Consider the following 21,888-nt stretch of genomic DNA (forward strand, 5'->3'; position numbering starts at 1 on the left):
TATGTGGAATATCTGGCCGTTTGGCCGTAAGTCTGAACCCTCTGAGCAGCGCAGCATGACCATTGATGAATTTCTGGCGATGGCAGGGATTCCAAATACCGGATCAGGCGAGTATGTGTCTGCGGGTACTGCGGAATCTCTGCCGGCGGTAATGAACGCCGTATCAGTTATCAGTGAGGCGGTGGCAACAATGCCCTGCTACCTCTACCGCGTGCGCAACGATAACGGGCGTGAGGCGCGGGAATGGCTGAGCAATCACCCGGTGGATTTTCTGCTGAATGAGCAGCCGAATATTTGCCAGACGCCTTACCAGTTCAAGCGCACGATGATGCGCCACTGTCTGCTGAACGGTAACGCCTATGCGGTGATCCAGTGGGGCCGCGACGGCCAGCCACAATCCCTGCATCCGTATGCGCCGGGGGCGGTTGTTCCTGAGCGTATCGGCGAGCATAAGTACAAATACACCATCACTGAGCCGTTTACCGGGGCTGTACGTACCTATTTGCAGGAAGAGATTCTGCACCTGCGTTATTCCACCGATGACGGTTTTCTGGGGCGCTCGCCGATCACCATTTGCCGGGAGGCGCTGGGGTTAGGTCTGGCCCAACAGCGCCACGGTGCCAGCATTATGAAAGATGGCATGATGGCGGCGGGCGTCATTACGGCTAAAGAATGGCTGGATAGCGTTAAAGGGAAAAGTGCACTTGAGGCGCTGGAGCGCTACAAAGGTGCAAGGAATGCCGGGAAAACGCCGATCCTTGAAGGGGGGATGGACTACAAACAGCTTGGCATGAGCAATCAGGATGCCGAGTGGCTGGCCTCCCGCCGTTTCACCATTGAAGATATTGCCCGCATGTTCAACGTGTCGCCCATCTTCCTGCAGGAATACAGCAACAGCACCTACAGCAACTTCAGCGAGGCAAGCCGCGCTTTTCTCACCATGACTATGCGCCCGTGGCTGGCGAACTTCGAGCAGCAGATTAAATCCGCGCTGCTGGTGGCTTCTCCTGTGCCGGGTATTCGTTATCAGGTGGAATTTGATTCCGCTGACCTTCTCCGCGCTACTCCTACCGAACGCTACGCAACCTATGAGCGCGGCATCAAGAACGGGATCATGAATCCTAACGAGGCTCGCGAGCGTGAGGGCATGGCACCGCGTGAAGGCGGTGACGAGTTCAGCCAGGCATGGAAGCAGGAAGTCACTGTGAGCAAGGGCAATAAGGATGGTGACGAATGAAAGCCGGAAAGATGAAACGCCGCGTCACTATTCAGCAGTTCGTCAGTCACCAGGACCCGAACACGGGGTCAGTCACTAAAGAATGGCGCGATGTTGCCACCGTTTGGGGGGAGATAGACAGCGTAAGCGGGCGGGAGCTTGTAGCCGCCCAGGCTGAACAGTCAGAGATGACAGTCAGAATCTGGATTCGCTATCGCAAAGGCGTTACCACCAAAAACAGACTGACCTGCACAGAAAAAGGAATGCCTGTAACCATCTACGACATCAAAGCTGTTCTGCCTGATGCAGATCGTACCCGCCTTGAAATTATGTGCACCGGAGGGCTGACCAGTGGCTGAAACTATTGAACTTGCTGAAGCAAAACTTCACTGCCGTATTGATGGCGATGATGAAGATTTGCTCATTCAGGCTTACATCGATGCGGCTCTGGAGGTTTGCCAGAAACATATCGGCAAGCGGTTTGATAGTGGGCTGGAGCTTACCCCGGCTATCAAAATCGGTTGCCTGATGTACGTCTCTCAGTTGTACGAGTACCGCACGATGATTAGCGATGTGGAGGCGAAAGAGGTTCCTCTTGCTGTCTCAGCGCTGTGGTCTGTCTATCGTGACGTGGGGGTGTACTGATGCCGTGGCAACCCTTACGCCGTTGCACTGAGCCGGGATGCAACAAGCGCGTGAAGTCTGGTAAATGCGATGAGCATAAACGGGAGGTGTGGCGGGCACAGGATGCCAGACGCGGCCACCGTCGCGCCCGTGGTTACTCAGCAGCATGGGAGAAGTATCGCGCCCAGTATCTAAAACGCTATCCCCTGTGCGCTGAGTGCCAGAAGCAGGGCCTCTTCGTTCCTGCAAAGATTGTCGATCACATCATCCCTATCGACGGCGGTGATGATGTTCTGTTCTGGCCTGAGTGGAATCACCAGCCGTTATGCCAGACGCATCATAACCAGAAGACCACACAGCAAGACCCTATCACCAAAGCCAATCGCAAAGCGGGGATGTACCACGAGCAGGAAGAGCGGGCAGCACAGCGCAATAACTGGATGTATGAGGTTGATCATGAATGAGAAAGACGTGGTGAATCTGTATCAGTCGCTGGCCCGATGCCGTGATGGCTTCATGCAGACCCGCACCAGACGCGATGAGCGCCAGCCTGTGCAGCGCATGAGTGAGCGTGACCGGGAGTTGCGGGAATGCTTCCGCAACCGCTGACAGGCCGCACCGATGGGGTGGGGGAGGTTTTCAGGACGAACACGAGGGCGCCAGGCACCACCCGCCCCCTCAAATTTTTTCGCACGGTGATTTTTTTGAAAATAAAACGAAAAGGAAAACAGTAAGTTATGGCAAGACCACCCAAACCGCCCGCTTACCTTGATGAAATCGCGGCGCAGCAGTGGAAAGCAAAGGCGAAGCAACTGGCGGAACGCGGTGATCTGACGCCTGCCGACTGGAACAACCTTGAGCTTTATTGCGTCAACTACTCGATGTACCGCAAAGCCGTGAAGGACCTTGCCGCGCGGGGATTCAGCATTGTGAACAGCCAGGGTGGTGAGAGTCGCAACCCGGCCCTGAGCGCAAAGGCTGATGCCGAAAAAATTCTCATAAAAATGTCGTCTCTGCTGGGCTTTGATCCGGTAAGCCGTCGCCGCAACCCGCCTGAAACTGAAGAGGAAGACGAACTTGACCGCATGGAATGATTACGCCATCGCCATAAAATCGGGCGAAATTCCGGCCTGTAAGCGGGTAAAACAGGCCGTCGAAAGGTACTTTTCAGACCTGAATGACCCCCGTTACGTGTTCGATACAGCGACCGTAGAGCGGTTTATTGCGTTCTCCCGGCTTTGTCCTCACGTCAAAGGGCCGTTGCGCGGTCAGCCTATCATGCTGGAGCCGTGGCAGCAGTTCGCCTTTGCTAACCTGCTGGGCTTTAAGGTCAGTGCTACGGGGCGCAGGAAGTACAGCAGCGCCTTTATCGAGGTGCCGCGTAAGAATGCCAAATCCACCGTAGCTGCAATGCTGGCTAACTGGTTTCTGGTGATGGAGCAGGGCCAGCAAGACATTTACACGGCGGCGGTGAGCCGGGATCAGGCTCGTATCGTGTTCGACGATGCCCGTCAGATGTGCCTGCTGTCAAAACCGCTGAAAAAGCGCGTGAATATTCAGGCTCATAAAATGATTTTCCCGAAGAATAACAGCCTGTTAAAGCCGCTGGCGGCGAAAGCGGCCACCATCGAGGGGACGAATCCCAGCCTGGCTATTGTCGATGAGTACCACCTTCACCCGGATAACGGCGTTTACTCCGCACTTGAGCTGGGTATGGGGGCACGTCCTGAAGCGGTTTTATTCGCCATCACCACCGCCGGGAGTAACGTTGTTTCTGCCTGCAAGCAGCATTACGACTACTGCTGTCAGATTCTGGCCGGGGAAGAGAGCAACGATTCGCTGTTTGTTCTGATTTACGAACTGGACGACGAAAGCGAGGTTGATCAGCCTGAAATGTGGATCAAGGCTAACCCGAATCTGGATATCTCCGTTGATGCGGCAAAACTGGAGGCCACTATCCAGAAAGCACGGGGCATCCCGTCGCAATGGGTGGAGATGCTGACCAAACGTTTCAATATCTGGTGTCAGGGTTCCACACCGTGGATGGGCGCGGGGGCCTGGGACGCCTGCAAACTCGACTATGAAGAAAGCGAGCTGGCCGGAATGGAATGTTATGCAGGTCTGGACTTGTCCTCAACCAGCGATATCACCAGTGTAAATTACGCTTTTCCGTTCGACAGGGAGATTAGGTTACTGACAAGGCACTATCTGCCGGAAGCGACACTTAATAATGTTTCCAATAAAAACCGCGCCATTTACCGCCAGTGGGTGAAAGCAGGCTGGATTCGTACCACTCCCGGCGACTGCATCGATTATGACCGCATCCGCGACGATATTCTGCGCGATGCCGAAACATTCAATATCCGTCTGGTGGGCTTCGATACGTGGAACGCCACGCATCTGCGTACCCAACTACAGGGGGCGGGCCTTGAGGTAGAGCCGTTCCAGCAAACCTATCTTAAATTCAGCCCGGTAGCGAAATCGTTTGAAGTGTTCGTTAACCGCAAGGTGGTGCGCCATCGCGGCGATCCGGTACTGGCCTGGGCGATTGGTAACGTGGTGATGGAGTCCGACGCCAACGCCAATATCAAGCCCAACAAGAAGAAATCCTCCAACAAGATTGATCCGGCAGTGGCTGCGTTAATGGCGTTCGGCACATTCCAGGCTGAGCATGAGGATTTTGCATTTGATATGAGCGAAAGCCACAAAGATCGCCTCAGTCATTTTGACGGGGTGTAAGGAGAAAGATTATGGCAGGTAAATCATTAGGCACTCTCACCATTGACCTGATCGCCAGAACCGGCGGTTTTGTCCAGGGTATGGATAAAGCCGAACGTTCATCACAAAAATGGCGGGATAACGTTAAAAAAGATGCCGCAGCCGTGGGTTCAGCCCTTGCTGCTGTTGGCACAGCCGCAGCAGCGGCGGCTATCGGTGTTAGTGCCGCTGGTATTGCACTGGTAAAAAATACCTCAGAGCAGATCACTGAAACTGATCGCTGGGCTAAATCGCTAAAAATGTCTACTCAGGATTTGCTTTCATGGCAGTTTGCTGCTGAGAAAGCAGGGTTGACCGGGGATAATATTGCTGACATCTTCAAGGATATTAACGATAAAGTCGGCGATGCTGTCCTGAACAAGTCAGGTGAGGCTGCTCAGGCTCTGGATACTCTCGGGCTTTCAGCTGAGAAACTGGCCCAGCAATCCCCTGATAAGCAGTTACTGGCTATCAGCTCGGCATTGCAAAAAATCCCCTCTCAGGCCGGGAAAACTAATATCCTCGAAAGCCTGGGGAATGACCTGTCAAAAATGCTGCCGTTGTTCGACAACAATAACGAGAAGCTGAAGCAGTTTATCCAGCTGTCAAAAGATTTTGGTGTCGCTCCGCCCCAGGAGGATATTGATAACCTGGTTAAGGTTAATCAGTTTTTCCAGGATATTGAGAGCAGTGCACAGGGGTTAAAGATCGAGATTGCCAGTGGCCTGGCTAAAGTAGACCTCTCACCGATTCAGGATGGACTTGATGATATCCGGGATGTGTTTACCGATCCTGCTGTTCTGTCAGGTCTGGCAAAGCTGGTCGGAGGGATGGCGGAACTTGTTGGCTGGATGGGTAAGCTAAGTTCTGAATCTGCTAATTTTCTCAGCCATATATTTGAAGTGCCTGACAGGTTTAAGGCGGGTGGCTGGTACGAGTTTGAAAAAAATCAGAGATTAGGAGCAATAGCAGATACGCTTCAATCAGATTTAGGGGGAATAACTAAACCATCTTCAAACTCTGAGTTGCCAATAAATAATAACCTGCTCCCCGGGCAGAGCAATCAGAAACAAACTCAAAAGCCTGATGCTGAGGCAAAAAAACTTGAAAGTGCCTATAAAGCCGTAGAACAGTCATATTTAAAGCAAATTGCGCTGGTGGATCAGCTAACCGGGAAAACCAAAGACGCCACTGAAGTAGAAAAACTACATTTCGATTTAGTATCTGGTCGTCTGGTTGGGATAAATAAAGAACAGCAAATCAGGCTTGAGGGCTTGGCCTCAGAAGTTGATAAATATAACGCGTTGTCAAAATTTCGAGATTTGCAGGATGAGTTATTAACTCCAGAAGAAAAATTACTTAAAACGACGAGAGAACGTTTTGAAATATTAAAAGATATTCAGGGAATGAAGGGGATCAGCCCTGATGAATATAAAAAAGCAGCAGAAGCCATATCGAAAGATTCATTTACAGATATGCCTAAATTTAGTGGTCTTGATCCGATGTTTGGCGGTCAATCTGGAGAGTTAAGAAAAGTTGATGACGCACAGAAAGAACAGGAAAAATGGTATCAGAATCAGCTCGATTTGCTGGAACAGAACCGTCAGGCACGTTCTGACCTTAATGATGAGTGGGATGCCAGAGAGCTTGAACTGAAGAAAAAACACCAGGATGAAATGAATAAGCTCGATGAAGCCCGTAATCAGCTGATGTTGAGCAGTGTTGTCGATGGGCTTGGTTCTATGGTGGATTTGACCCGTACAGCTTTTGGTGAGCAATCAGGAGTATACAAAGCCGCGTTTGCAGTTCAGAAAGCCGCGGCTATTGCTCAGTCTGTTATCGCTATCCAGCAGGGGATCGCGATGGCGGCTGCAAACCCTTTCCCGTACAACCTTGCAGCGATGGCCAGCGTAGCCGCTTCTACAGCCGGTATTGTGTCGAACATTGCGGCCGTGGGTATGGCTCACGATGGTATTGATGCTGTTCCAGAAACCGGAACATGGCTTCTCCAGAAGGGCGAACGCGTAGTCACGGCGAATACCAGCGCGAAACTGGATGCGACCCTTAACCGTGTCGCCCAGCAATCCACTTCTGGTAATCAGATTTCCCAGGAATTTAATTTTAACGTTAATGGCGATCCTTCTGATGCTCAGATAGCCATGATGAAGAAAGCGGCCGCTGACGGTGCCAAGATGGGGTATCAAAAGGCGGTCAATTCAGTAATTACTGGTCAGGGTGATTTGCACAAGGCTCTGATGACGAAAACTAATTCAGGCAGAAAAATAGGGTGATGAAGATGACAGAACTTGAAAGTTTATTTTACGAGATGATGCCGGGTCATATTGCCCACGCGATGAAAATTGAAGGGGCAAAAATTCTGGCAGAAAGTACGCAGAAAGAGGCCGAACGTCAGTCAACGTTAACCGGCCTGTCTTCTGAGCTTATCATTCAAACTGCGATTCAGGCGATCTCTATGCAGATGAAAAACTGGCAAGTAGTCCACTGACAAGGTTATGGCCCTCAATCGGGGGCCACACTACCAACTGAGGTGCTGCATGTTAAAAAGAGAAGCTTTAGAGTCTGCCATTATCAGTGCAGCAAAATTGCAGGGGCATGATCTTAACGGGCGAGATCGTCTTATGGTGCGTAATCGCGTTGCCACTTGCTTGGCTGCGAAAGAACGCCACCGGCAAAGGATGGATGCCGAACCGTATCAATGGAGAAAGCCGGAAAGGCCAAGGTGATGAACCCAACCAATCAAAGCACTGGACTATGTTCTGGTGCTTTTTTATTTGTGCGAGCCAACGTGTATAAACATATGTATAAACACTAATAAAAAAGGCGCTTCCCCATGCCGAAGAGCGCCTTTTTAAACAAGCATTTAACTGATTGGTATCAGTTCATGCCGTATTTTTTCAGTTTTTTACGCAGCGTACCGCGGTTGATGCCCATCATCAGAGCAGCGCGGGTCTGGTTACCACGGGTGTATTGCATCACCATGTCCAACAGGGGCTGTTCAACTTCAGCCAGTACCAGCTCATACAGGTCATTCACATCCTGACCGTTCAGTTGAGCAAAATAGTTCTTCAGTGCCTGTTTAACCGAGTCACGCAGGGGCTTTTGAGTTACCTGATCCTGAGAGTTAACGGTAGAAACGGTCAGTACGTCAGAATTTACGCGTTGTTCGAACATAGTTCTGTCAGCTCTTTATTTCTATTACGCAAAATTTTCGAAGTATGCCTCCAACGCCTCCAGCTGTTCGCTGGCATCCTCAATGGCGTTGAATGTGCGCCGAAACTGGTCATCTGGAGCATGTTCCTGAAGATACCAGGAGACGTGTTTACGCGCGATTCGGTACCCTTTTGCCTGACCATAAAAGTCATGCAACTCCCGAACGTGCGCACAAAGCAAGCGCTTCACCTCTGCCAGCGGCAGCGGGGGCAGCAGCTCTCCAGTGTCCAGATAATGCTGGATTTCCCGAAAGATCCAGGGTCTTCCCTGAGCTGCACGGCCTATCATCAGGGCATCAGCCCCTGTATAGTCGAGCACAGCTCTGGCTTTAAGCGGGTCAGTAATGTCGCCATTCGCGATAATCGGAATGGAAACTTTCTGCTTAACTGCCCGAATACTGTCGTACTCAGCGTCTCCGTTAAACAAACAGGCGCGGGTGCGTCCGTGAATAGTCAGAGCCTGAATGCCACACTCTTCGGCCAGTTGGGCAATCTCTACGCAGTTACGGTGTTCCGGTTCCCAACCGGTGCGAATCTTGAGAGTCACAGGAACGTCCACCGCGTTAACGACCGCCGTCAGGATCGACTTCACCTGGTCGGGGTACTGCAAGAGGGCTGAACCTGCAAGCTTGCGATTCACCTTTTTCGCCGGGCATCCCATATTGATATCAATAATCTGGGCGCCGCTTTCCACGTTAATCCGCGCGGCGGCAGCCATCTCTTCCGGCACGCTACCGGCGATTTGCACGGTACGAATACCGGGCTCATCGATATGCACCATCCGTAAACGGGACTTGTCGCTCTCCCACACCTGTGGGTTAGAAGACATCATCTCGGAAACGGTTAAACCCGCTCCCATCTCGTAGCACAGCGTCCGGAATGGTCTGTCAGTAATGCCAGCCATGGGCGCTGCGATCAGGCGATTTCTGAGCTGGTGGTGTCCGATGCGCATGAGTTAAGAAATGACCATACTGTGACTGCAAGGCGGCGTATATTACGCATTTTTTGCACGAGATGAAAGGCCAAACTTTGAGCAATCCTCTGTTGCAGATCAATGAATCCGGGACTAGCGTAAAAGGGATGAATAAATACTTATATTAATCATTGATTTAATGGATGATGGATAATTTGTGTCCATTTATAAAATCATAAAACTTCTCGATTTTTCTTGGATAAACTGGCCGCATGGCGATATAAAACGCTGTTTTTGTAGCCAAAAAAGTCCTCTGTAGTGCGATCTGCCTCTCATTTCCTGGCATTATTTGGTGGCTACTGGAAACAAAAATGCGGCCCGTAGGCCGCATCGCGCTTAGTTTTTCCGGCCGGTAATCCGGCACCACTCTTCCTTCTCGACCACCGGGTCAAGGGCGAAGAGATCGGCATAGGCTTCACAGACGCTCTCCGCCTGGCTGGCAAGGATGCCGGAAAGCCCCAGCAAACCGCCTGAAACGGGCAGGACGCTGATTAATGGCGCCAGCTCACGCAGCGGGCCTGCCAGGATATTCGCGACCACCACGTCGGCTTTCATCGACTCCGGTTGGTCCTGAGGAAGATAAAGCTCCAGGCGTTCAGAAACGCCGTTACGCTGCGCGTTATCACGACTGGCCTGAATAGCCTGCGGGTCGATATCAATCCCGATTGCTTTTGCCGCCCCCAGCTTCAGTGCGGCAATCGCCAGGATGCCGGAGCCGCAGCCGAAATCAATCACCGTTTTTCCGTTGAGGTCGAGCCCATCCAGCCACTGCAGGCACAGGGATGTCGTCGGATGCGTACCGGTGCCAAAGGCCAGACCCGGATCGAGCATCACGTTGACGGCATTTTCATCCGGAACATCGCGCCAGCTTGGGCAGATCCATAGCCGCTCCCCGAAGCGCATGGGGTGGAAGTTATCCATCCATTCCCGTTCCCAGTCTTTATCTTCCAGCTGCTCGATCTTATGCGCGAACCCGGCGCCCAGCAGCGGATGCTGCTCCAGTTGGGCAACGACCGCTTTCATATCGGTTTCAGCATCGAACAGGCCGATTACGTCGGTATCCCCCCACAGGCGGGTTTCCCCGGGCAATGGCTCAAATACCGGCGTATCGTGCGTATCCTGGAAGGTGATCGAGACCGATCCGGCCTCCATCAGCGCATCGCTAAGATCTTCAGCGTTCGCGCCGGTGGTATTTAGTTTCAGTTGGATCCATGGCATAGCAAAACTCTTTATTTATCAGTAGTCAAAATGGGGGACTGTGGGGCGGGACGACCGAAACGGTTCCCCGCCACAAACGCCAGCAAACTCAGCAGCAGCGCGGGAACGATCGGGTGAAAGCCCAGAAACTGCACTTTCAGCGTGGCCAGTACGGCATACAGGACGCCGCCTACGATCATCGCGCTCAGCGCGCCAGCCGCGTTGGCGCGTTCCCAGTAAAGGCCCAGCACCAGCGGCCACAGGAAGACGGCTTCCAGGCCGCCGAAAGCCAGCAGGTTCAGCCAGATTATCATCTCCGGCGGCCGCCAGGCCGCGAGCAGCAACAAGACCCCCAGCAGGAGCGTGATGCCGGCGGACATGCGTTTAAGCCGCTTTTCGTTAGTCGCCTGATCCGGCCGCCAGTTCAGGTACAGATCTTTGATGATCGTAGCGGAACTTTGCAGAAGTTGGGCATTGATCGTCGACATAATCGCCGCCATCGGCGCGGCAAGGAAGATCCCGGCGGCAAAGGGCGGAAGCACTTTAACCATCAGCGTCGGGATCACCAGATCCGGCACGGTTAAATCGGGGATCACCGCCCGGCCTAATGCCCCAGCCAGATGCATGCCAAACATCAGGATCGCCACCACGATGGTGCCGATAATGATGCCGCGATGCACGGCTTTGCTGTCTTTGTAGGAGATACAGCGCACTGCGGTATGTGGCAGACCAATAACGCCGAAGCAGACCAGCACCCAAAACGAGGCCATAAAGGTTGGCGAGAGGATATCTTCCGCGCCCTGCGGGGACACCAGCTTGACGTCGATCGACTGCAGCGTCTCTACCGCATGGCCAACCCCCCCGGCGGCGTGGATCACGCCTACCAGCAGCACGATCGTGCCGATCAGCATTACCATGCCCTGCATCGTGTCGTTGAGCACGCTGGCGCGAAAGCCGCCATAGGCGGTATACAGCGCGATGCTGACCCCGAAGATCAGCAGGCCGGTATCGTAAGGAATACCGGCAGCCGTCTCCAGCAGGCGGGCGCCGCCGATAAACTGGACGGTCATGGCGCCGACAAAGGCCACCAGCAGACTCAGGCTGGCCAGCCAGACCAGCAGGCGGCTCTGATAGCGCGCAAACAGCATGTCATTGAGGGTGACAGCATTATAGCGACGCGCAAGGATGGCGAATTTTTTCCCCAGCACGCCCAGCGACAGCCAGATGGCGGGGAGCTGGATCATCGCCAGCAGCACCCAGCCCAGGCCGTATTTATAGGCGGCGCCGGGTCCGCCGATAAATGAGCTGGCGCTGATATAGGTGGCGGTTAGCGTCATGGCCAGCACGAAGCCGCCCATCGAGCGGCTGCCGAGAAAGTACTCATTAAGAAAGCTACCTGAGGCGCGTTTTCTCATGGCGTAGAGGGATAAACCGAACACCACCACCAGGTAGGCGATCAGGGGAATAATGACCTCAAACTGCATCATCGTCCTCCAGAGAAATATCGCGGAAAATCAGTTTGACCATCGCCCAGCACAGCAGAATGAACAGCAGCGGTACCAGCAGGCAGGCCATTTCAAACCAGTGTGGCAGGCCGGTAAAGCCAATAGCCACCCCCGGCAGATAGGCGGCGGCCAGCCAGGCGGCAAGGTAGAGAAGGGTCAGCCACAGCGCCCAGCGCGCTTCTTTGTGGGCCTGAACAAAGCGTTTGTCCATTTTTTGTCCCTTGAGGATGAAGAAAGCGGGGATTGTACCGCATGGTATAGATGAGGAGAGAGAAAAAGAAAAAAGGCCGGTTTACCCGGCCTTTTGCTGAGAGAGCAGAATTATTTTTCCTGCAAGCCGAGTTTTTTCTCCAGATAGTGGATATTGGTGCCACCATGCTGGAAATTCTCGTCGCTCATAATGCGCATCTGCAGATCGACGTTGGTTTTGATGCCATCGATGATCAGCTCCTGCAGCGCATTCTTCATGCGGGCAATCGCCACGTCACGGCTTTCGCCGTAGCAGATCAGTTTACCGATCATGGAGTCATAGTACGGCGGTACGGTGTAACCGGCGTAAATATGTGACTCCCAGCGCACGCCAAAGCCACCCGGCGCGTGGAAACGGGTGATTTTGCCCGGGCTCGGCAGGAAGGTGTTCGGGTCTTCGGCGTTGATACGGCATTCCACCGCATGGCCGCGAACTACCACTTCATCCTGCTTGATGGACAGCGGCTGGCCGGCTGCGATACGCAGCTGCTCTTTGATCAGGTCAACGCCGGTGATCATTTCAGTTACCGGATGCTCTACCTGGATACGGGTGTTCATTTCAATGAAGTAGAACTCGCCGTTTTCGAACAGGAACTCAAAGGTACCCGCCCCGCGGTAGCCGATATCCACACAGGCTTTCGCGCAACGCTCGCCGATGTAGCGACGCAGTTCCGGGGTGATGCCCGGCGCCGGCGCTTCTTCGACCACTTTCTGATGACGGCGCTGCATGGAGCAGTCGCGTTCAGCCAGATAGATCGCGTTACCCTGACCATCCGCCAGCACCTGAATTTCAATGTGGCGTGGGTTTTCCAGGTATTTCTCCATGTAGACCATGTCGTTGTTGAAAGCCGCTTTGGCTTCCGCTTTGGTCATGGAGATGGATTGCGCCAGTTCAGCGTCGCTACGTACAACGCGCATACCGCGACCGCCGCCGCCGCCGGAGGCTTTGATGATCACCGGATAGCCGATGCGTTTGGCATGGGCGCGGTTAGCGTCCATGTCGTCGCCCAGCGGGCCATCAGAACCTGGAACGGTCGGAACGCCAGCTTTCTTCATGGCGGTGATGGCGGACACTTTGTCGCCCATCAGGCGGATAGTGTCGGCTTTCGGGCCGATGAAGATGAAACCGGAACGCTCAACCTGCTCAGCAAAATTAGCGTTCTCAGAGAGGAAGCCATAACCCGGGTGAATCGCTACCGCGCCAGTGATCTCAGTGGCGCTGATAATGGCCGGAATGTTCAGATAGCTTTTTACGGACGGAGCCGGACCGATGCAGACCGTCTCATCCGCTAACAATACGTGTTTTAGATCGCGATCCGCAGTGGAGTGCACAGCGACAGTCTTGATGCCCAGTTCTTTACAGGCACGCAGGATGCGCAGTGCGATCTCGCCACGGTTAGCGATGACAATTTTATCCAGCATGTTCGCCTCGTTACTCGATAACTACCAGCGGCTCGTCGAATTCTACCGGTTGGCCGCTTTCGATCAGAATGGCTTTCACCACGCCGGCTTTGTCGGCTTCGATCTGGTTCATCATTTTCATCGCTTCGACGATGCACAGGGTCTCGCCCACGTTAACTTTCTGGCCAACTTCCACAAACGCTTTCGCGTCCGGGCTCGGCGTACGATAGAAAGTACCAACCATCGGGGAACGTACGATGTGACCACTGATTTCCGCTTTCGCCGGCGCTTCAGCCGCAGCAGCTGGTGCGGCAGTCGCGGCGGCAGGCGCCTGAGGCTGCATCATCGGCGCAGCATAAGCCTGCTGCATAACCGGATAGCTTGCGGCCGGTGCAGAGCGGCTGATGCGAACAGACTCTTCGCCTTCAGAAATTTCCAGTTCGGAGATACCTGATTCTTCAACCAGCTCGATCAGTTTTTTAATCTTACGAATATCCATGAGTGGGTTCCGTACTCTTTGTTTAGTGTGATTGTGACAGGCGTTTTACCGCCGTCTGTAAAGCGTATGAATAACCATCCGCCCCCAGCCCGCAAATGACGCCAGCGGCGACATCTGACAGATACGAGTGCTGGCGGAAGGGTTCGCGTGCATGCACATTGCTCAGGTGAATCTCGATAAACGGGATGTTCACGGCGAGCAAAGCGTCACGGATTGCTACGCTGGTATGCGTGAACGCGGCCGGATTAATCAGGATATAGTCCACGTTGTCTTTAGCCTGATGAATTCGGTCGATTAACGCATGCTCCGCGTTGGACTGCAGGTGATCCAGACTCACATTCAGCGCCGCCGCTTCAGATGTTAAACGGTTAACAATTTCAGCCAGCGTGAGAGGGCCATACTTCTCAGGCTCGCGGGTACCGAGCATGTTAATGTTTGGACCATTCAAAAGCAAAATGTGAAACTTCACTGCCATTGTGTGGCGATCTCCTGCCATTTTCGGGTAAAAAACAACATATACCTTCAATGCGCCCTTGTCACCTTTTCAGGGTCAGAAAACCCCGTCAGGAAAACCAAAGTCGCACATTATAACGATTTCGTAGCAATTGGCAGCTAAATACTGGTCTTATCAGGGAAGATTATCAACCGCTATCTGAAAAAGAGTCGCGGTTGATAAAGGATCTGCGGGAAACTGCACATTACCGGATTGCGCGCCACCACTGGCGGAACTTCTTGTAACGCCATGTCAATAGCCCCGCTGCCAGCAGGGCATATATAACGGGCTGCGGCGAGACGATCTTCACTGACCACAGGTAGTGTATCGGCGCGAGGATCGCCACCAGATAGACGAAGTTGTGTAAAAGTTGCCAGCGACGCCCCAGTTTTCGCTGCATCGCTTGCGTGGAGGTCACCGCCAGCGCCAGCAGAATCGCCCAGCTGATCATGCCCAATGTCAGATAGGGGCGGGTGATAATCTCCGAGCCCAGCAGCGCCAGATTGTTAATGCCCAGCTCCAGTAGGGTATAGCTGGTCAGGTGCAGCGTCGCCCAGGCAAAACACCATAAACCTAACAGCCGACGAACGCGAATCAATAATGGCTGCTTCGCATAGCGCGCCAGCGGAGAGACCAGCAGCGTCGCCAGCAGAAACTTAAGCGCCATTCTGCCGGTAAAGTGCTGGATATCCTTGGCTGGATCGGCGCTAAAGTAGCCCTGGTGCCCGGCCCAGAATAACCAGACCAGCGGCAAAAACCCCGCAAGGTGAAGTAAAACCTTCAGCCAGACGATCTGTTTGACGGTGAAACGCACTAGAAGTTCTCCCGCAGATTCATGCCGCGATACAGCGACGCCACTTCGTCGGCATAGCCATTAAACAGCAACGTCGGTTGACGCTTCACATCGAGCACGCCGCCGGCGCCGATAAACCGCTCGCTAGCCTGTGACCAGCGGGGGTGATCGACGTGCGGATTGACGTTGGCGAAGAAGCCGTATTCGTCCGGCGCCGCCAGGTTCCAGGTGGTTGGCGGCCGCTCGCGGGTCAGCTCGATACTAACAATGGATTTTATGCCTTTAAAACCGTACTTCCACGGCACGGTCAGGCGGACCGGCGCGCCGTTTTGCGGCGGCAGCGCTTTGCCATACACCCCGACGGTGAGTAGCGTCAGCGGGTGCATCGCTTCATCCAGCCGTAGCCCCTCCACGTAAGGGTAAGCGAGCCCCCCGCCGATAAACCGGTCTTTCTGGCCGGGCATTTGATCCGGAGCATAGAGGGTTTTGAAGGCCACATAGCGCGCGCTGCTGGTGGGCTCCACCAGCGCCAGCAGTTTATGCAGCGGGAAGCCGACCCAGGGGACCACCATCGACCAGGCTTCCACACAGCGCATACGATAAATGCGCTCTTCCAGCGGGAAGCGTTTGGTCAGATCGTCATGGTCAAGGGTCAGAGGTTTCGCCACTTCGCCACCGATGGTGAGCGTCCAGGGATCGGTGCGCAGGCTACCCGCGTTCGCCGCCGGATCGGCTTTATCGAGGCCGAATTCATAAAAATTATTGTAACCGGCGACCTTATCTTCCGGGGTAAGCGTCAGATTAGCCTGCCACTCGGCGGGTTTAGCAAACTCCAGGGCCTTGCCCGCTGGCGCTGGTGGGCGGTCGTGGCCTTTAAACCAGTCCAGCAGGTCGGCCTGCGCGGCGGCGGGAAGGGAAAGCGCGGTCGCGCTGATGCCCAGCATTTTCAGCATCTGGCGCCGCTTGAGCATAAAAACGGATTCGGCCGTGACGTCGGCTTCCGTCAGTTTTTTTCTTTTCATGGTGTCCTCCGTCATGCGTTTTCCTAAGCATGACGGAGACGGCGATGAATGGCGAATATGTCACGAAAAATTGCACATTAGGATGAGGAGCCGCCGCCGAAGCAGAGGCGCGGTCGTCCAGGAATCATCGGAAAGTGGCGCAAGACGTTTCCTTTGCCGCGCATGACCCGGCATCTTTAGCAGGGAAAAGGGGGCGGTAAGCTGGCCAGACGGTATAGCGGTAATAATTTGCGCCGCCGGCGCGGGTTTGTCATCCTGCGTCTAAAATTAAAGCGCTTCTGGCGCAGGCCGCAGGCGGGCGACGATTGGCAAATTTTTTCTGCAAACTATACTCGCTATCGGCATACTTTTACCGATAATACGCATTCCATTGCCAGACTCGCCATCTTTGATAGTATGCGTCGCGCTTTAAAAGGTTAATGCTTGCGGCAAGGTGCGCGCCGGCACGGGAGCCTGATGGTTCATCGGGTAGTCATTCACTCGCGGAGTTAACACAGGGATGCGATTAACGACGAAGTTCTCAGCCTTTATTACGCTGCTAACTAGCCTGACCATCTTTGTCACGCTGATTGGCGCTTCGCTGAGTTTTTATAACGGCATTGAGAACAAGGTCGAAAACCGCGTTCAGGCGGTGGCGACCATGCTGGATAACCGGCTCATCACCACCTCTTTCGATAAGCTTGAACCGCAGTTGGATGAGCTGATGACGCCGATCGAGATCGTGCATATCGATTTCATGCTCAACGGCAAACCGCTCTACAGCCATTCCCGACCCGATAGCTATCGCCCGCTCGGCAGCCATGAGCAATTCCGTGAGATCACGGTTCAGTCGCTTAAACATCCTGGTATTACGCTGCATCTGGTCTACGTTGACCCGATGGTGAACTATTTCCGTTCGCTGTCGATCACTGCCCCGCTGTCGATCTCCATTGGCTTCATGGTGGTAATTATTTTCTTCGCCGTCCGCTGGATCCGCCGCCAGCTGGCCGGCCAGGAGCTGCTGGAGCTGCGTTCCACGCGTATCCTGAGCGGCGAGCGCGGGCCGCAGGTGCGCGGGTCGGTCTATGAATGGCCGGCCAGCACCAGTAGCGCGCTGGATATGCTGCTGTCGGAGCTGCAGTTCGCCAGCGATCAGCGCAGCCGGATGGATACGCTTATTCGCTCCTACGCGGCGCAGGATTCGAAAACCGGACTGAATAACCGCCTGTTTTTTGACAATCAGCTGGCCACGCTGCTGGAAGACCAGGAGAAGGTGGGAGCCTACGGCATCGTGATGATGATCCGTCTGCCGGAGTTTGATCTGCTACGGGACAACTGGGGACGGGCGGCGGCCGAAGAACATTACTTTACGCTTATCAACCTGCTCTCTACCTTTATTATGCGTTACCCCGGCGCGCTGTTGGCGCGCTATCACCGTAGCGACTTCGCCGTGCTGCTGCCGCACCGTACGTTGAAAGAGGCGGATAGTATCGCCGGCCTGTTGCTGAAGGCGATGGATGCGCTGCCTCCAACGCGTATCCTCGATCGCGACGATATGATGCATATCGGCATCTGTTCTTTCCGCAGCGGGCAATCGGCGGCGCAGGTGATGGAACATGCGGAAGCGGCGACGCGCAACGCGGTGCTGCAGGGCAGCAACAGCTGGTCGGTCTATGATGACACCCTTCCGGAGAAAGGTCGTGGCAACGTTCGCTGGCGAACGCTGATCGAACAGATGCTGAGCCGCGGCGGGCCGCGGTTGTACCAAAAACCTGCTGTCACCCGCGACGGGCGGGTACATCATCGTGAACTGATGTCGCGGATGTACGACGGTAAAGAAGAGGTGATTGCAGCGGAATACATGCCGATGGTGCTGCAGTTTGGCCTGGCGGAGGAGTATGACCGCCTGCAGGTAACGCGCCTGCTGCCGTTTTTAGGCTTCTGGCCCGAGGAAAATCTGGCGCTCCAGCTGTCGGTGGAGTCGCTGATCCGTCCTCGTTTCCAGCGCTGGCTGCGCGATGCCTTGATGCAGTGTGAAAAATCGCAGCGTCAGCGGATTATTTTTGAACTTGCAGAGGCAGATGTTTGTCAATATATCGGCCGTCTGCAGCCGGTTATGCGATTGGTTAACGCTCTGGGCGTTCGGGTGGCAGTGGTTCAGGCGGGGTTAACCCTGGTTGGAACCAGCTGGATCAAGCAGCTGGATGCGGAGCTGATCAAACTGCATCCGGGTCTGGCGCGCAACATCGAAAAGCGCAGCGAGAACCAACTGCTGGTGCAAAGCCTGGTGGAAGCCTGTAAAGGCATGCCTATGCAAGTTTTTGCGACGGGCGTACGCAGCCGCAGCGAGTGGTTGGTACTGTCCCAATGCGGTGTCACGGGCGGGCAGGGGGAATTTTTTGCCGCCTCACAGCCACTTGACACAAATGTGAAAAAATATTCGCAAAGATACTCGGTTTGATCTGCCGTTTAGCGTGATTTCACGTAGAATAACGCGCGCCATCGTGAAGGGGGTGTGCTTGTCTACCTGCCGGATCATCGCAATGTAAATGCCAGTGACCCTCCTTTGACAGGTTACAAATTCAGGCGTGGAGCGCTGCTGAAGATTTCAGCAATGAACGGAGTCGGGAAAATTTGTAACAAAGGAAATGAACTGCACTAATTTTCACCGCAGCAGGTGATTTTTGCGCCTTGTCGCTGCTGCGTGTGGTTGGTAAAGTAAGCGGATTTTGTTTTCCGCCCCAGCTTTCAGGATTATCCCTTAGTATGTTAAAAAAATTTCGTGGCATGTTTTCCAATGACCTGTCCATTGACCTGGGTACCGCGAATACCCTTATTTACGTAAAAGGACAAGGCATCGTATTGAATGAGCCTTCCGTGGTGGCCATTCGTCAGGATCGTGCCGGATCGCCGAAAAGCGTCGCCGCCGTGGGTCATGAGGCGAAGCAGATGCTCGGCCGTACCCCGGGTAATATCGCGGCGATTCGCCCGATGAAGGACGGCGTTATCGCTGACTTCTTCGTGACGGAAAAGATGCTGCAGCACTTTATCAAACAAGTGCACAGCAACAGCTTTATGCGCCCGAGCCCGCGCGTGCTGGTGTGTGTACCGGTTGGCGCAACCCAGGTCGAACGTCGCGCTATTCGTGAATCCGCGCAGGGCGCAGGCGCCCGTGAAGTCTTCCTGATCGAAGAGCCGATGGCGGCAGCGATTGGCGCAGGCTTACCGGTTTCTGAAGCGACCGGCTCCATGGTGGTGGATATCGGTGGCGGTACCACTGAGGTGGCGGTTATCTCCCTGAACGGCGTGGTCTATTCCTCTTCTGTACGTATCGGCGGTGACCGCTTCGACGAAGCCGTTATCAATTACGTGCGTCGTAACTACGGCTCCCTGATCGGTGAAGCGACCGCTGAACGTATCAAGCATGAAATCGGTTCGGCTTACCCGGGCGATGAAGTGCGCGAAATTGAAGTGCGCGGTCGTAACCTGGCGGAAGGCGTGCCACGCGGCTTCACCCTGAACTCAAACGAAATTCTTGAAGCGCTGCAGGAGCCTCTGACCGGCATCGTGAGTGCGGTCATGGTTGCCCTTGAGCAGTGCCCGCCGGAACTGGCGTCTGATATCTCTGAACGCGGGATGGTTCTCACCGGCGGTGGTGCGCTGCTGCGCAACCTGGACCGTCTGTTAATGGAAGAAACCGGTATTCCAGTCGTGGTTGCTGAAGATCCGCTGACCTGCGTAGCGCGTGGCGGCGGCAAGGCGCTGGAGATGATCGACATGCACGGCGGCGACCTGTTTAGCGAAGAGTAGTCAGCCTGAAGGTCCGGGGCGGCATACGAGCTGCCCCTGGTCTTTACTGACACGAGAATACGCATAGCCTATGAAGCCAATTTTTAGCCGTGGCCCCTCGCTACAGATTCGCCTTATTCTGGCGGTGCTGGTGGCGCTTGGCGTGATTATCGCCGACAGCCGCCTGGGTACGTTCAGTCAAATCAGAACGTACATGGATACAGCCGTCAGCCCTTTCTACTTTGTCTCTAATGGTCCCCGGGAACTGCTCGACAGCGTATCGCAGACGCTAGCTACCCGCGACCAGCTCGAACTGGAAAACCGCGCGCTGCGCCAGGAGCTGTTGCTGAAAAACAGCGATCTGCTGATGCTGGGCCAGTACAAGCAGGAGAACGCGCGCCTGCGTGAACTGCTTGGCTCGCCGCTGCGCCAGGACGAGCAAAAAATGGTGACGCAGGTCATCTCAACGGTCAACGACCCTTACAGCGATCAGGTGGTTATTGACAAAGGCAGCGTGAACGGCGTCTATGAAGGCCAGCCGGTTATCAGCGATAAAGGCGTCGTGGGGCAGGTCGTGGCCGTGGCGAAAATGACCAGCCGGGTGCTGCTGATCTGCGATGCCACTCATGCGCTGCCGATCCAGGTTCTGCGTAACGACATTCGCGTCATTGCCGCCGGTAACGGCTGCACGGACGATCTCCAGCTTGAGCATCTGCCGGCGAATACCGATATTCGCGTCGGCGACGTGCTGGTGACCTCCGGTCTCGGCGGTCGTTTCCCTGAAGGGTATCCGGTCGGGGTAGTCTCCTCGGTGAAACTGGACACCCAGCGCGCCTATACCGTGATTCAGGCGCGTCCGACGGCCGGGCTGCAGCGCTTGCGCTATCTGTTGCTGCTGTGGGGCGCCGATCGTAATGGCGCTAACCCGATGACCCCGGAAGAGGTTCATCGGGTGGCTAACGAACGTCTGATGCAGATGATGCCGCAGGTACTGCCTGCGCCGGATGCGATGGGGCCGCAGATGCCGGCGCCCGCCACCGGGTTGACGCCGCCTCAGCCGTCGCAGCCTGCAGGGGGGCAATAGTGGCAAGTTACCGTAGCCAGGGACGCTGGGTTATCTGGCTCTCGTTTCTTATCGCGCTATTGCTGCAAATTATGCCCTGGCCGGCGGACATCAGCGTTTTCCGGCCCAACTGGGTATTATTGATCCTGCTGTACTGGATCCTCGCGTTGCCGCACCGGGTAAACGTGGGGACGGGTTTCGTGATGGGGGCTATTCTTGATCTCATCAGCGGTTCAACGCTCGGCGTTCGCGCGCTGTCTTTAAGCATCGTCGCCTATCTGGTCGCGCTGAAGTATCAGCTGTTCCGTAACCTGGCGCTGTGGCAACAGGCGCTGGTGGTAATGCTGTTATCCCTGGCCGTGGATATCATTGTTTTCTGGGCAGAGTTTTTAGTGATCAACGTCTCTTTCCGTCCGGAAGTATTCTGGAGTAGTGTAGTAAACGGCATCCTCTGGCCATGGCTCTTCCTGCTGATGCGTAAAGTGCGTCAGCAATTTGCAGTGCAATAAGGTTGATATGACAACTCTGTATCTCGCTTCTGGTTCCCCGCGTCGGCAGGAACTGCTGACTCAGCTTGGTCTCGCTTTCGAGCGTCTGGTTCCTGGTATTGAGGAGCAGCGCCAGCCGCAGGAGAGCGCCCAGCACTATGTCGTCCGCCTGGCGCGCGAAAAAGCGCAGGCCGGGGTGGCGATGGCCACCCGCGATTTGCCGGTGCTGGGAGCGGATACGATTGTCATTTTGAACGGCGAAGTGCTGGAAAAACCGCGCGACGCCGAACACGCTGCAGCGATGCTGCGTTTGCTTTCCGGCCACACCCATCAGGTCATGACCGCGGTGGCGCTGGCGGATAAGCAGCAAACGCTGGACTGTCTGGTGGTCACGGAAGTGACCTTCCGGCGGCTCAGCGAGCAGGATATCGCCGATTATGTGGCCAGCGGCGAGCCTTTAGATAAAGCAGGTGCATACGGTATTCAAGGGTTGGGTGGTTGCTTCGTCAGGAAGATTAATGGCAGCTATCACGCCGTAGTCGGCTTACCGCTGGTGGAAACGTATGAGTTGCTCAGTAACTTTAACTCACTGCGTAAAGGAAAGGGATAA

Annotated in this window: 26 protein-coding genes; 16 read left to right on the forward strand and 10 right to left on the reverse strand. The window is 54.7% G+C overall.

All coding sequences use genetic code 11. The features are described 5' to 3' along the window. The first annotated feature begins 1 nt into the window (after position 1). The 10 genes from DR88_RS10905 (at position 2) to DR88_RS31510 (ending at position 7,341) form a co-directional block, all read left to right on the forward strand. Entirely contained in the window at positions 2-1,237 is a 1,236-nt protein-coding gene (locus tag DR88_RS10905; RefSeq protein WP_004149988.1) for a phage portal protein, read from the forward strand. Beyond that, entirely contained in the window at positions 1,234-1,575 is a 342-nt protein-coding gene (locus DR88_RS10900; protein ID WP_025861185.1) for a phage head closure protein, read from the forward strand. Before DR88_RS10905 ends, DR88_RS10900 begins: the two co-directional genes overlap by 4 nt. Next, the gene (locus DR88_RS10895) at positions 1,568-1,861 is read left to right on the forward strand and encodes a head-tail connector protein (protein WP_025861186.1); all 294 of its coding nucleotides are present in this window, start codon (positions 1,568-1,570) and stop codon (positions 1,859-1,861) included. The genes DR88_RS10900 and DR88_RS10895 overlap by 8 nt, the downstream gene beginning before the upstream one ends. Continuing rightward, entirely contained in the window at positions 1,861-2,304 is a 444-nt protein-coding gene (locus DR88_RS10890) for an HNH endonuclease signature motif containing protein (protein ID WP_032435108.1), read from the forward strand. Before DR88_RS10895 ends, DR88_RS10890 begins: the two co-directional genes overlap by 1 nt. Then, entirely contained in the window at positions 2,297-2,449 is a 153-nt protein-coding gene (locus tag DR88_RS30875; RefSeq protein ID WP_004150957.1) for a hypothetical protein, read from the forward strand. The genes DR88_RS10890 and DR88_RS30875 overlap by 8 nt, the downstream gene beginning before the upstream one ends. Before the next feature lie 128 nt (positions 2,450-2,577). Then, the gene (locus DR88_RS10880) at positions 2,578-2,934 is read left to right on the forward strand and encodes a phage terminase small subunit P27 family (protein WP_025861187.1); all 357 of its coding nucleotides are present in this window, start codon (positions 2,578-2,580) and stop codon (positions 2,932-2,934) included. Next, complete coding sequence (locus DR88_RS10875; RefSeq protein WP_004149986.1) at positions 2,918-4,579, forward strand: terminase large subunit; 1,662 nt, start codon at positions 2,918-2,920, stop codon at positions 4,577-4,579. Before DR88_RS10880 ends, DR88_RS10875 begins: the two co-directional genes overlap by 17 nt. An 11-nt stretch (positions 4,580-4,590) precedes the next feature. Then, positions 4,591-6,888 (forward strand): hypothetical protein, encoded by a 2,298-nt coding sequence (locus DR88_RS10870; protein ID WP_004149985.1) that lies wholly within the window; start codon positions 4,591-4,593, stop codon positions 6,886-6,888. A 5-nt stretch (positions 6,889-6,893) separates the two neighbouring features. Then, positions 6,894-7,103: a hypothetical protein gene (locus tag DR88_RS10865; protein WP_128972062.1), complete on the forward strand. Its 210-nt coding sequence runs from the start codon at positions 6,894-6,896 to the stop codon at positions 7,101-7,103. 49 nt (positions 7,104-7,152) lie between these two features. Further along, positions 7,153-7,341 carry a hypothetical protein gene (locus DR88_RS31510; protein WP_032443939.1) on the forward strand — a complete coding sequence of 63 codons (189 nt, stop codon included), beginning with the start codon at positions 7,153-7,155 and terminating at the stop codon, positions 7,339-7,341. Positions 7,342-7,492: 151 nt separating this feature from the next. Here DR88_RS31510 and fis read toward each other — a convergent pair whose 3' ends face one another. From fis to msrP, 10 genes are all read right to left on the reverse strand, one after another. Further along, the gene (gene fis, locus DR88_RS10860) at positions 7,493-7,789 is read right to left on the reverse strand and encodes a DNA-binding transcriptional regulator Fis (protein WP_000462905.1); all 297 of its coding nucleotides are present in this window, start codon (positions 7,787-7,789) and stop codon (positions 7,493-7,495) included. Positions 7,790-7,813: 24 nt separating this feature from the next. After that, a complete protein-coding gene (gene dusB, locus DR88_RS10855; protein ID WP_004144972.1) occupies positions 7,814-8,779 on the reverse strand; it encodes a tRNA dihydrouridine synthase DusB in 966 nt (321 codons plus the stop codon). A 357-nt stretch (positions 8,780-9,136) separates the two neighbouring features. Next, complete coding sequence (gene prmA / locus DR88_RS10850) at positions 9,137-10,018, reverse strand: 50S ribosomal protein L11 methyltransferase (RefSeq protein WP_002918745.1); 882 nt, start codon at positions 10,016-10,018, stop codon at positions 9,137-9,139. An 11-nt stretch (positions 10,019-10,029) separates the two neighbouring features. Continuing rightward, on the reverse strand, positions 10,030-11,481 hold the full coding sequence (panF, locus tag DR88_RS10845; protein ID WP_004188394.1) for a sodium/pantothenate symporter: 1,452 nt from the start codon (positions 11,479-11,481) through the stop codon (positions 10,030-10,032). After that, positions 11,471-11,713 carry a YhdT family protein gene (locus tag DR88_RS10840; RefSeq protein WP_002918740.1) on the reverse strand — a complete coding sequence of 81 codons (243 nt, stop codon included), beginning with the start codon at positions 11,711-11,713 and terminating at the stop codon, positions 11,471-11,473. The genes panF and DR88_RS10840 overlap by 11 nt, the downstream gene beginning before the upstream one ends. Positions 11,714-11,823: 110 nt before the next feature. Then, positions 11,824-13,173: an acetyl-CoA carboxylase biotin carboxylase subunit gene (gene accC, locus DR88_RS10835; protein WP_004149979.1), complete on the reverse strand. Its 1,350-nt coding sequence runs from the start codon at positions 13,171-13,173 to the stop codon at positions 11,824-11,826. A gap of 10 nt (positions 13,174-13,183) precedes the next feature. Next, on the reverse strand, positions 13,184-13,651 hold the full coding sequence (gene accB, locus DR88_RS10830; RefSeq protein ID WP_025861195.1) for an acetyl-CoA carboxylase biotin carboxyl carrier protein: 468 nt from the start codon (positions 13,649-13,651) through the stop codon (positions 13,184-13,186). A 22-nt stretch (positions 13,652-13,673) separates the two neighbouring features. Further along, a complete protein-coding gene (aroQ, locus tag DR88_RS10825; protein WP_004174104.1) occupies positions 13,674-14,126 on the reverse strand; it encodes a type II 3-dehydroquinate dehydratase in 453 nt (150 codons plus the stop codon). A gap of 223 nt (positions 14,127-14,349) precedes the next feature. After that, positions 14,350-14,958, reverse strand: coding sequence for a protein-methionine-sulfoxide reductase heme-binding subunit MsrQ (gene msrQ / locus DR88_RS10820; protein WP_004185869.1), 609 nt, complete (start codon positions 14,956-14,958; stop codon positions 14,350-14,352). After that, the gene (gene msrP / locus DR88_RS10815) at positions 14,958-15,959 is read right to left on the reverse strand and encodes a protein-methionine-sulfoxide reductase catalytic subunit MsrP (RefSeq protein ID WP_002918688.1); all 1,002 of its coding nucleotides are present in this window, start codon (positions 15,957-15,959) and stop codon (positions 14,958-14,960) included. Before msrP ends, msrQ begins: the two co-directional genes overlap by 1 nt. Positions 15,960-16,187: 228 nt before the next feature. On the opposite strand from msrP, the gene DR88_RS0126195 reads away from it, so the two are divergent. The 6 genes from DR88_RS0126195 to DR88_RS10790 all read left to right on the forward strand — a co-directional run bounded on the left by DR88_RS0126195 (position 16,188) and on the right by DR88_RS10790 (position 21,888). Next, complete coding sequence (locus DR88_RS0126195; RefSeq protein ID WP_004144963.1) at positions 16,188-16,379, forward strand: hypothetical protein; 192 nt, start codon at positions 16,188-16,190, stop codon at positions 16,377-16,379. Positions 16,380-16,458: 79 nt separating this feature from the next. Next, a complete protein-coding gene (gene csrD, locus DR88_RS10810) occupies positions 16,459-18,399 on the forward strand; it encodes an RNase E specificity factor CsrD (RefSeq protein WP_002918686.1) in 1,941 nt (646 codons plus the stop codon). A 305-nt stretch (positions 18,400-18,704) separates the two neighbouring features. Then, a complete protein-coding gene (mreB, locus tag DR88_RS10805) occupies positions 18,705-19,748 on the forward strand; it encodes a rod shape-determining protein MreB (protein ID WP_002918653.1) in 1,044 nt (347 codons plus the stop codon). Between the two features lie 70 nt (positions 19,749-19,818). After that, positions 19,819-20,811: a rod shape-determining protein MreC gene (gene mreC / locus DR88_RS10800; protein WP_004149974.1), complete on the forward strand. Its 993-nt coding sequence runs from the start codon at positions 19,819-19,821 to the stop codon at positions 20,809-20,811. Continuing rightward, complete coding sequence (gene mreD / locus DR88_RS10795) at positions 20,811-21,299, forward strand: rod shape-determining protein MreD (RefSeq protein ID WP_002918648.1); 489 nt, start codon at positions 20,811-20,813, stop codon at positions 21,297-21,299. The genes mreC and mreD overlap by 1 nt, the downstream gene beginning before the upstream one ends. 7 nt (positions 21,300-21,306) lie before the next feature. After that, complete coding sequence (locus DR88_RS10790) at positions 21,307-21,888, forward strand: Maf family protein (RefSeq protein WP_002918646.1); 582 nt, start codon at positions 21,307-21,309, stop codon at positions 21,886-21,888.

Origin of the sequence: Klebsiella pneumoniae (genome assembly GCF_000742135.1) — a bacterium.
Classification (GTDB): Bacteria; Pseudomonadota; Gammaproteobacteria; order Enterobacterales; family Enterobacteriaceae; genus Klebsiella; species Klebsiella pneumoniae.

Coding starts and splice junctions, on each gene's coding strand:
- DR88_RS10905 (WP_004149988.1), top strand. CDS start 2: ATGTGGAATATCTGGCCGTTTGGCCGTAAGTCTGAACCCTCTGAGCAG.
- DR88_RS10900 (WP_025861185.1), top strand. CDS start 1,234: ATGAAAGCCGGAAAGATGAAACGCCGCGTCACTATTCAGCAGTTCGTC.
- DR88_RS10890 (WP_032435108.1), top strand. CDS start 1,861: ATGCCGTGGCAACCCTTACGCCGTTGCACTGAGCCGGGATGCAACAAG.
- DR88_RS30875 (WP_004150957.1), top strand. CDS start 2,297: ATGAATGAGAAAGACGTGGTGAATCTGTATCAGTCGCTGGCCCGATGC.
- DR88_RS10880 (WP_025861187.1), top strand. CDS start 2,578: ATGGCAAGACCACCCAAACCGCCCGCTTACCTTGATGAAATCGCGGCG.
- DR88_RS10870 (WP_004149985.1), top strand. CDS start 4,591: ATGGCAGGTAAATCATTAGGCACTCTCACCATTGACCTGATCGCCAGA.
- DR88_RS10865 (WP_128972062.1), top strand. CDS start 6,894: ATGACAGAACTTGAAAGTTTATTTTACGAGATGATGCCGGGTCATATT.
- DR88_RS31510 (WP_032443939.1), top strand. CDS start 7,153: ATGTTAAAAAGAGAAGCTTTAGAGTCTGCCATTATCAGTGCAGCAAAA.
- fis (WP_000462905.1), bottom strand. CDS start 7,789: ATGTTCGAACAACGCGTAAATTCTGACGTACTGACCGTTTCTACCGTT.
- dusB (WP_004144972.1), bottom strand. CDS start 8,779: ATGCGCATCGGACACCACCAGCTCAGAAATCGCCTGATCGCAGCGCCC.
- prmA (WP_002918745.1), bottom strand. CDS start 10,018: ATGCCATGGATCCAACTGAAACTAAATACCACCGGCGCGAACGCTGAA.
- panF (WP_004188394.1), bottom strand. CDS start 11,481: ATGCAGTTTGAGGTCATTATTCCCCTGATCGCCTACCTGGTGGTGGTG.
- DR88_RS10840 (WP_002918740.1), bottom strand. CDS start 11,713: ATGGACAAACGCTTTGTTCAGGCCCACAAAGAAGCGCGCTGGGCGCTG.
- accC (WP_004149979.1), bottom strand. CDS start 13,173: ATGCTGGATAAAATTGTCATCGCTAACCGTGGCGAGATCGCACTGCGC.
- accB (WP_025861195.1), bottom strand. CDS start 13,651: ATGGATATTCGTAAGATTAAAAAACTGATCGAGCTGGTTGAAGAATCA.
- aroQ (WP_004174104.1), bottom strand. CDS start 14,126: ATGGCAGTGAAGTTTCACATTTTGCTTTTGAATGGTCCAAACATTAAC.
- msrP (WP_002918688.1), bottom strand. CDS start 15,959: ATGAAAAGAAAAAAACTGACGGAAGCCGACGTCACGGCCGAATCCGTT.
- csrD (WP_002918686.1), top strand. CDS start 16,459: ATGCGATTAACGACGAAGTTCTCAGCCTTTATTACGCTGCTAACTAGC.
- mreB (WP_002918653.1), top strand. CDS start 18,705: ATGTTAAAAAAATTTCGTGGCATGTTTTCCAATGACCTGTCCATTGAC.
- mreC (WP_004149974.1), top strand. CDS start 19,819: ATGAAGCCAATTTTTAGCCGTGGCCCCTCGCTACAGATTCGCCTTATT.
- DR88_RS10790 (WP_002918646.1), top strand. CDS start 21,307: ATGACAACTCTGTATCTCGCTTCTGGTTCCCCGCGTCGGCAGGAACTG.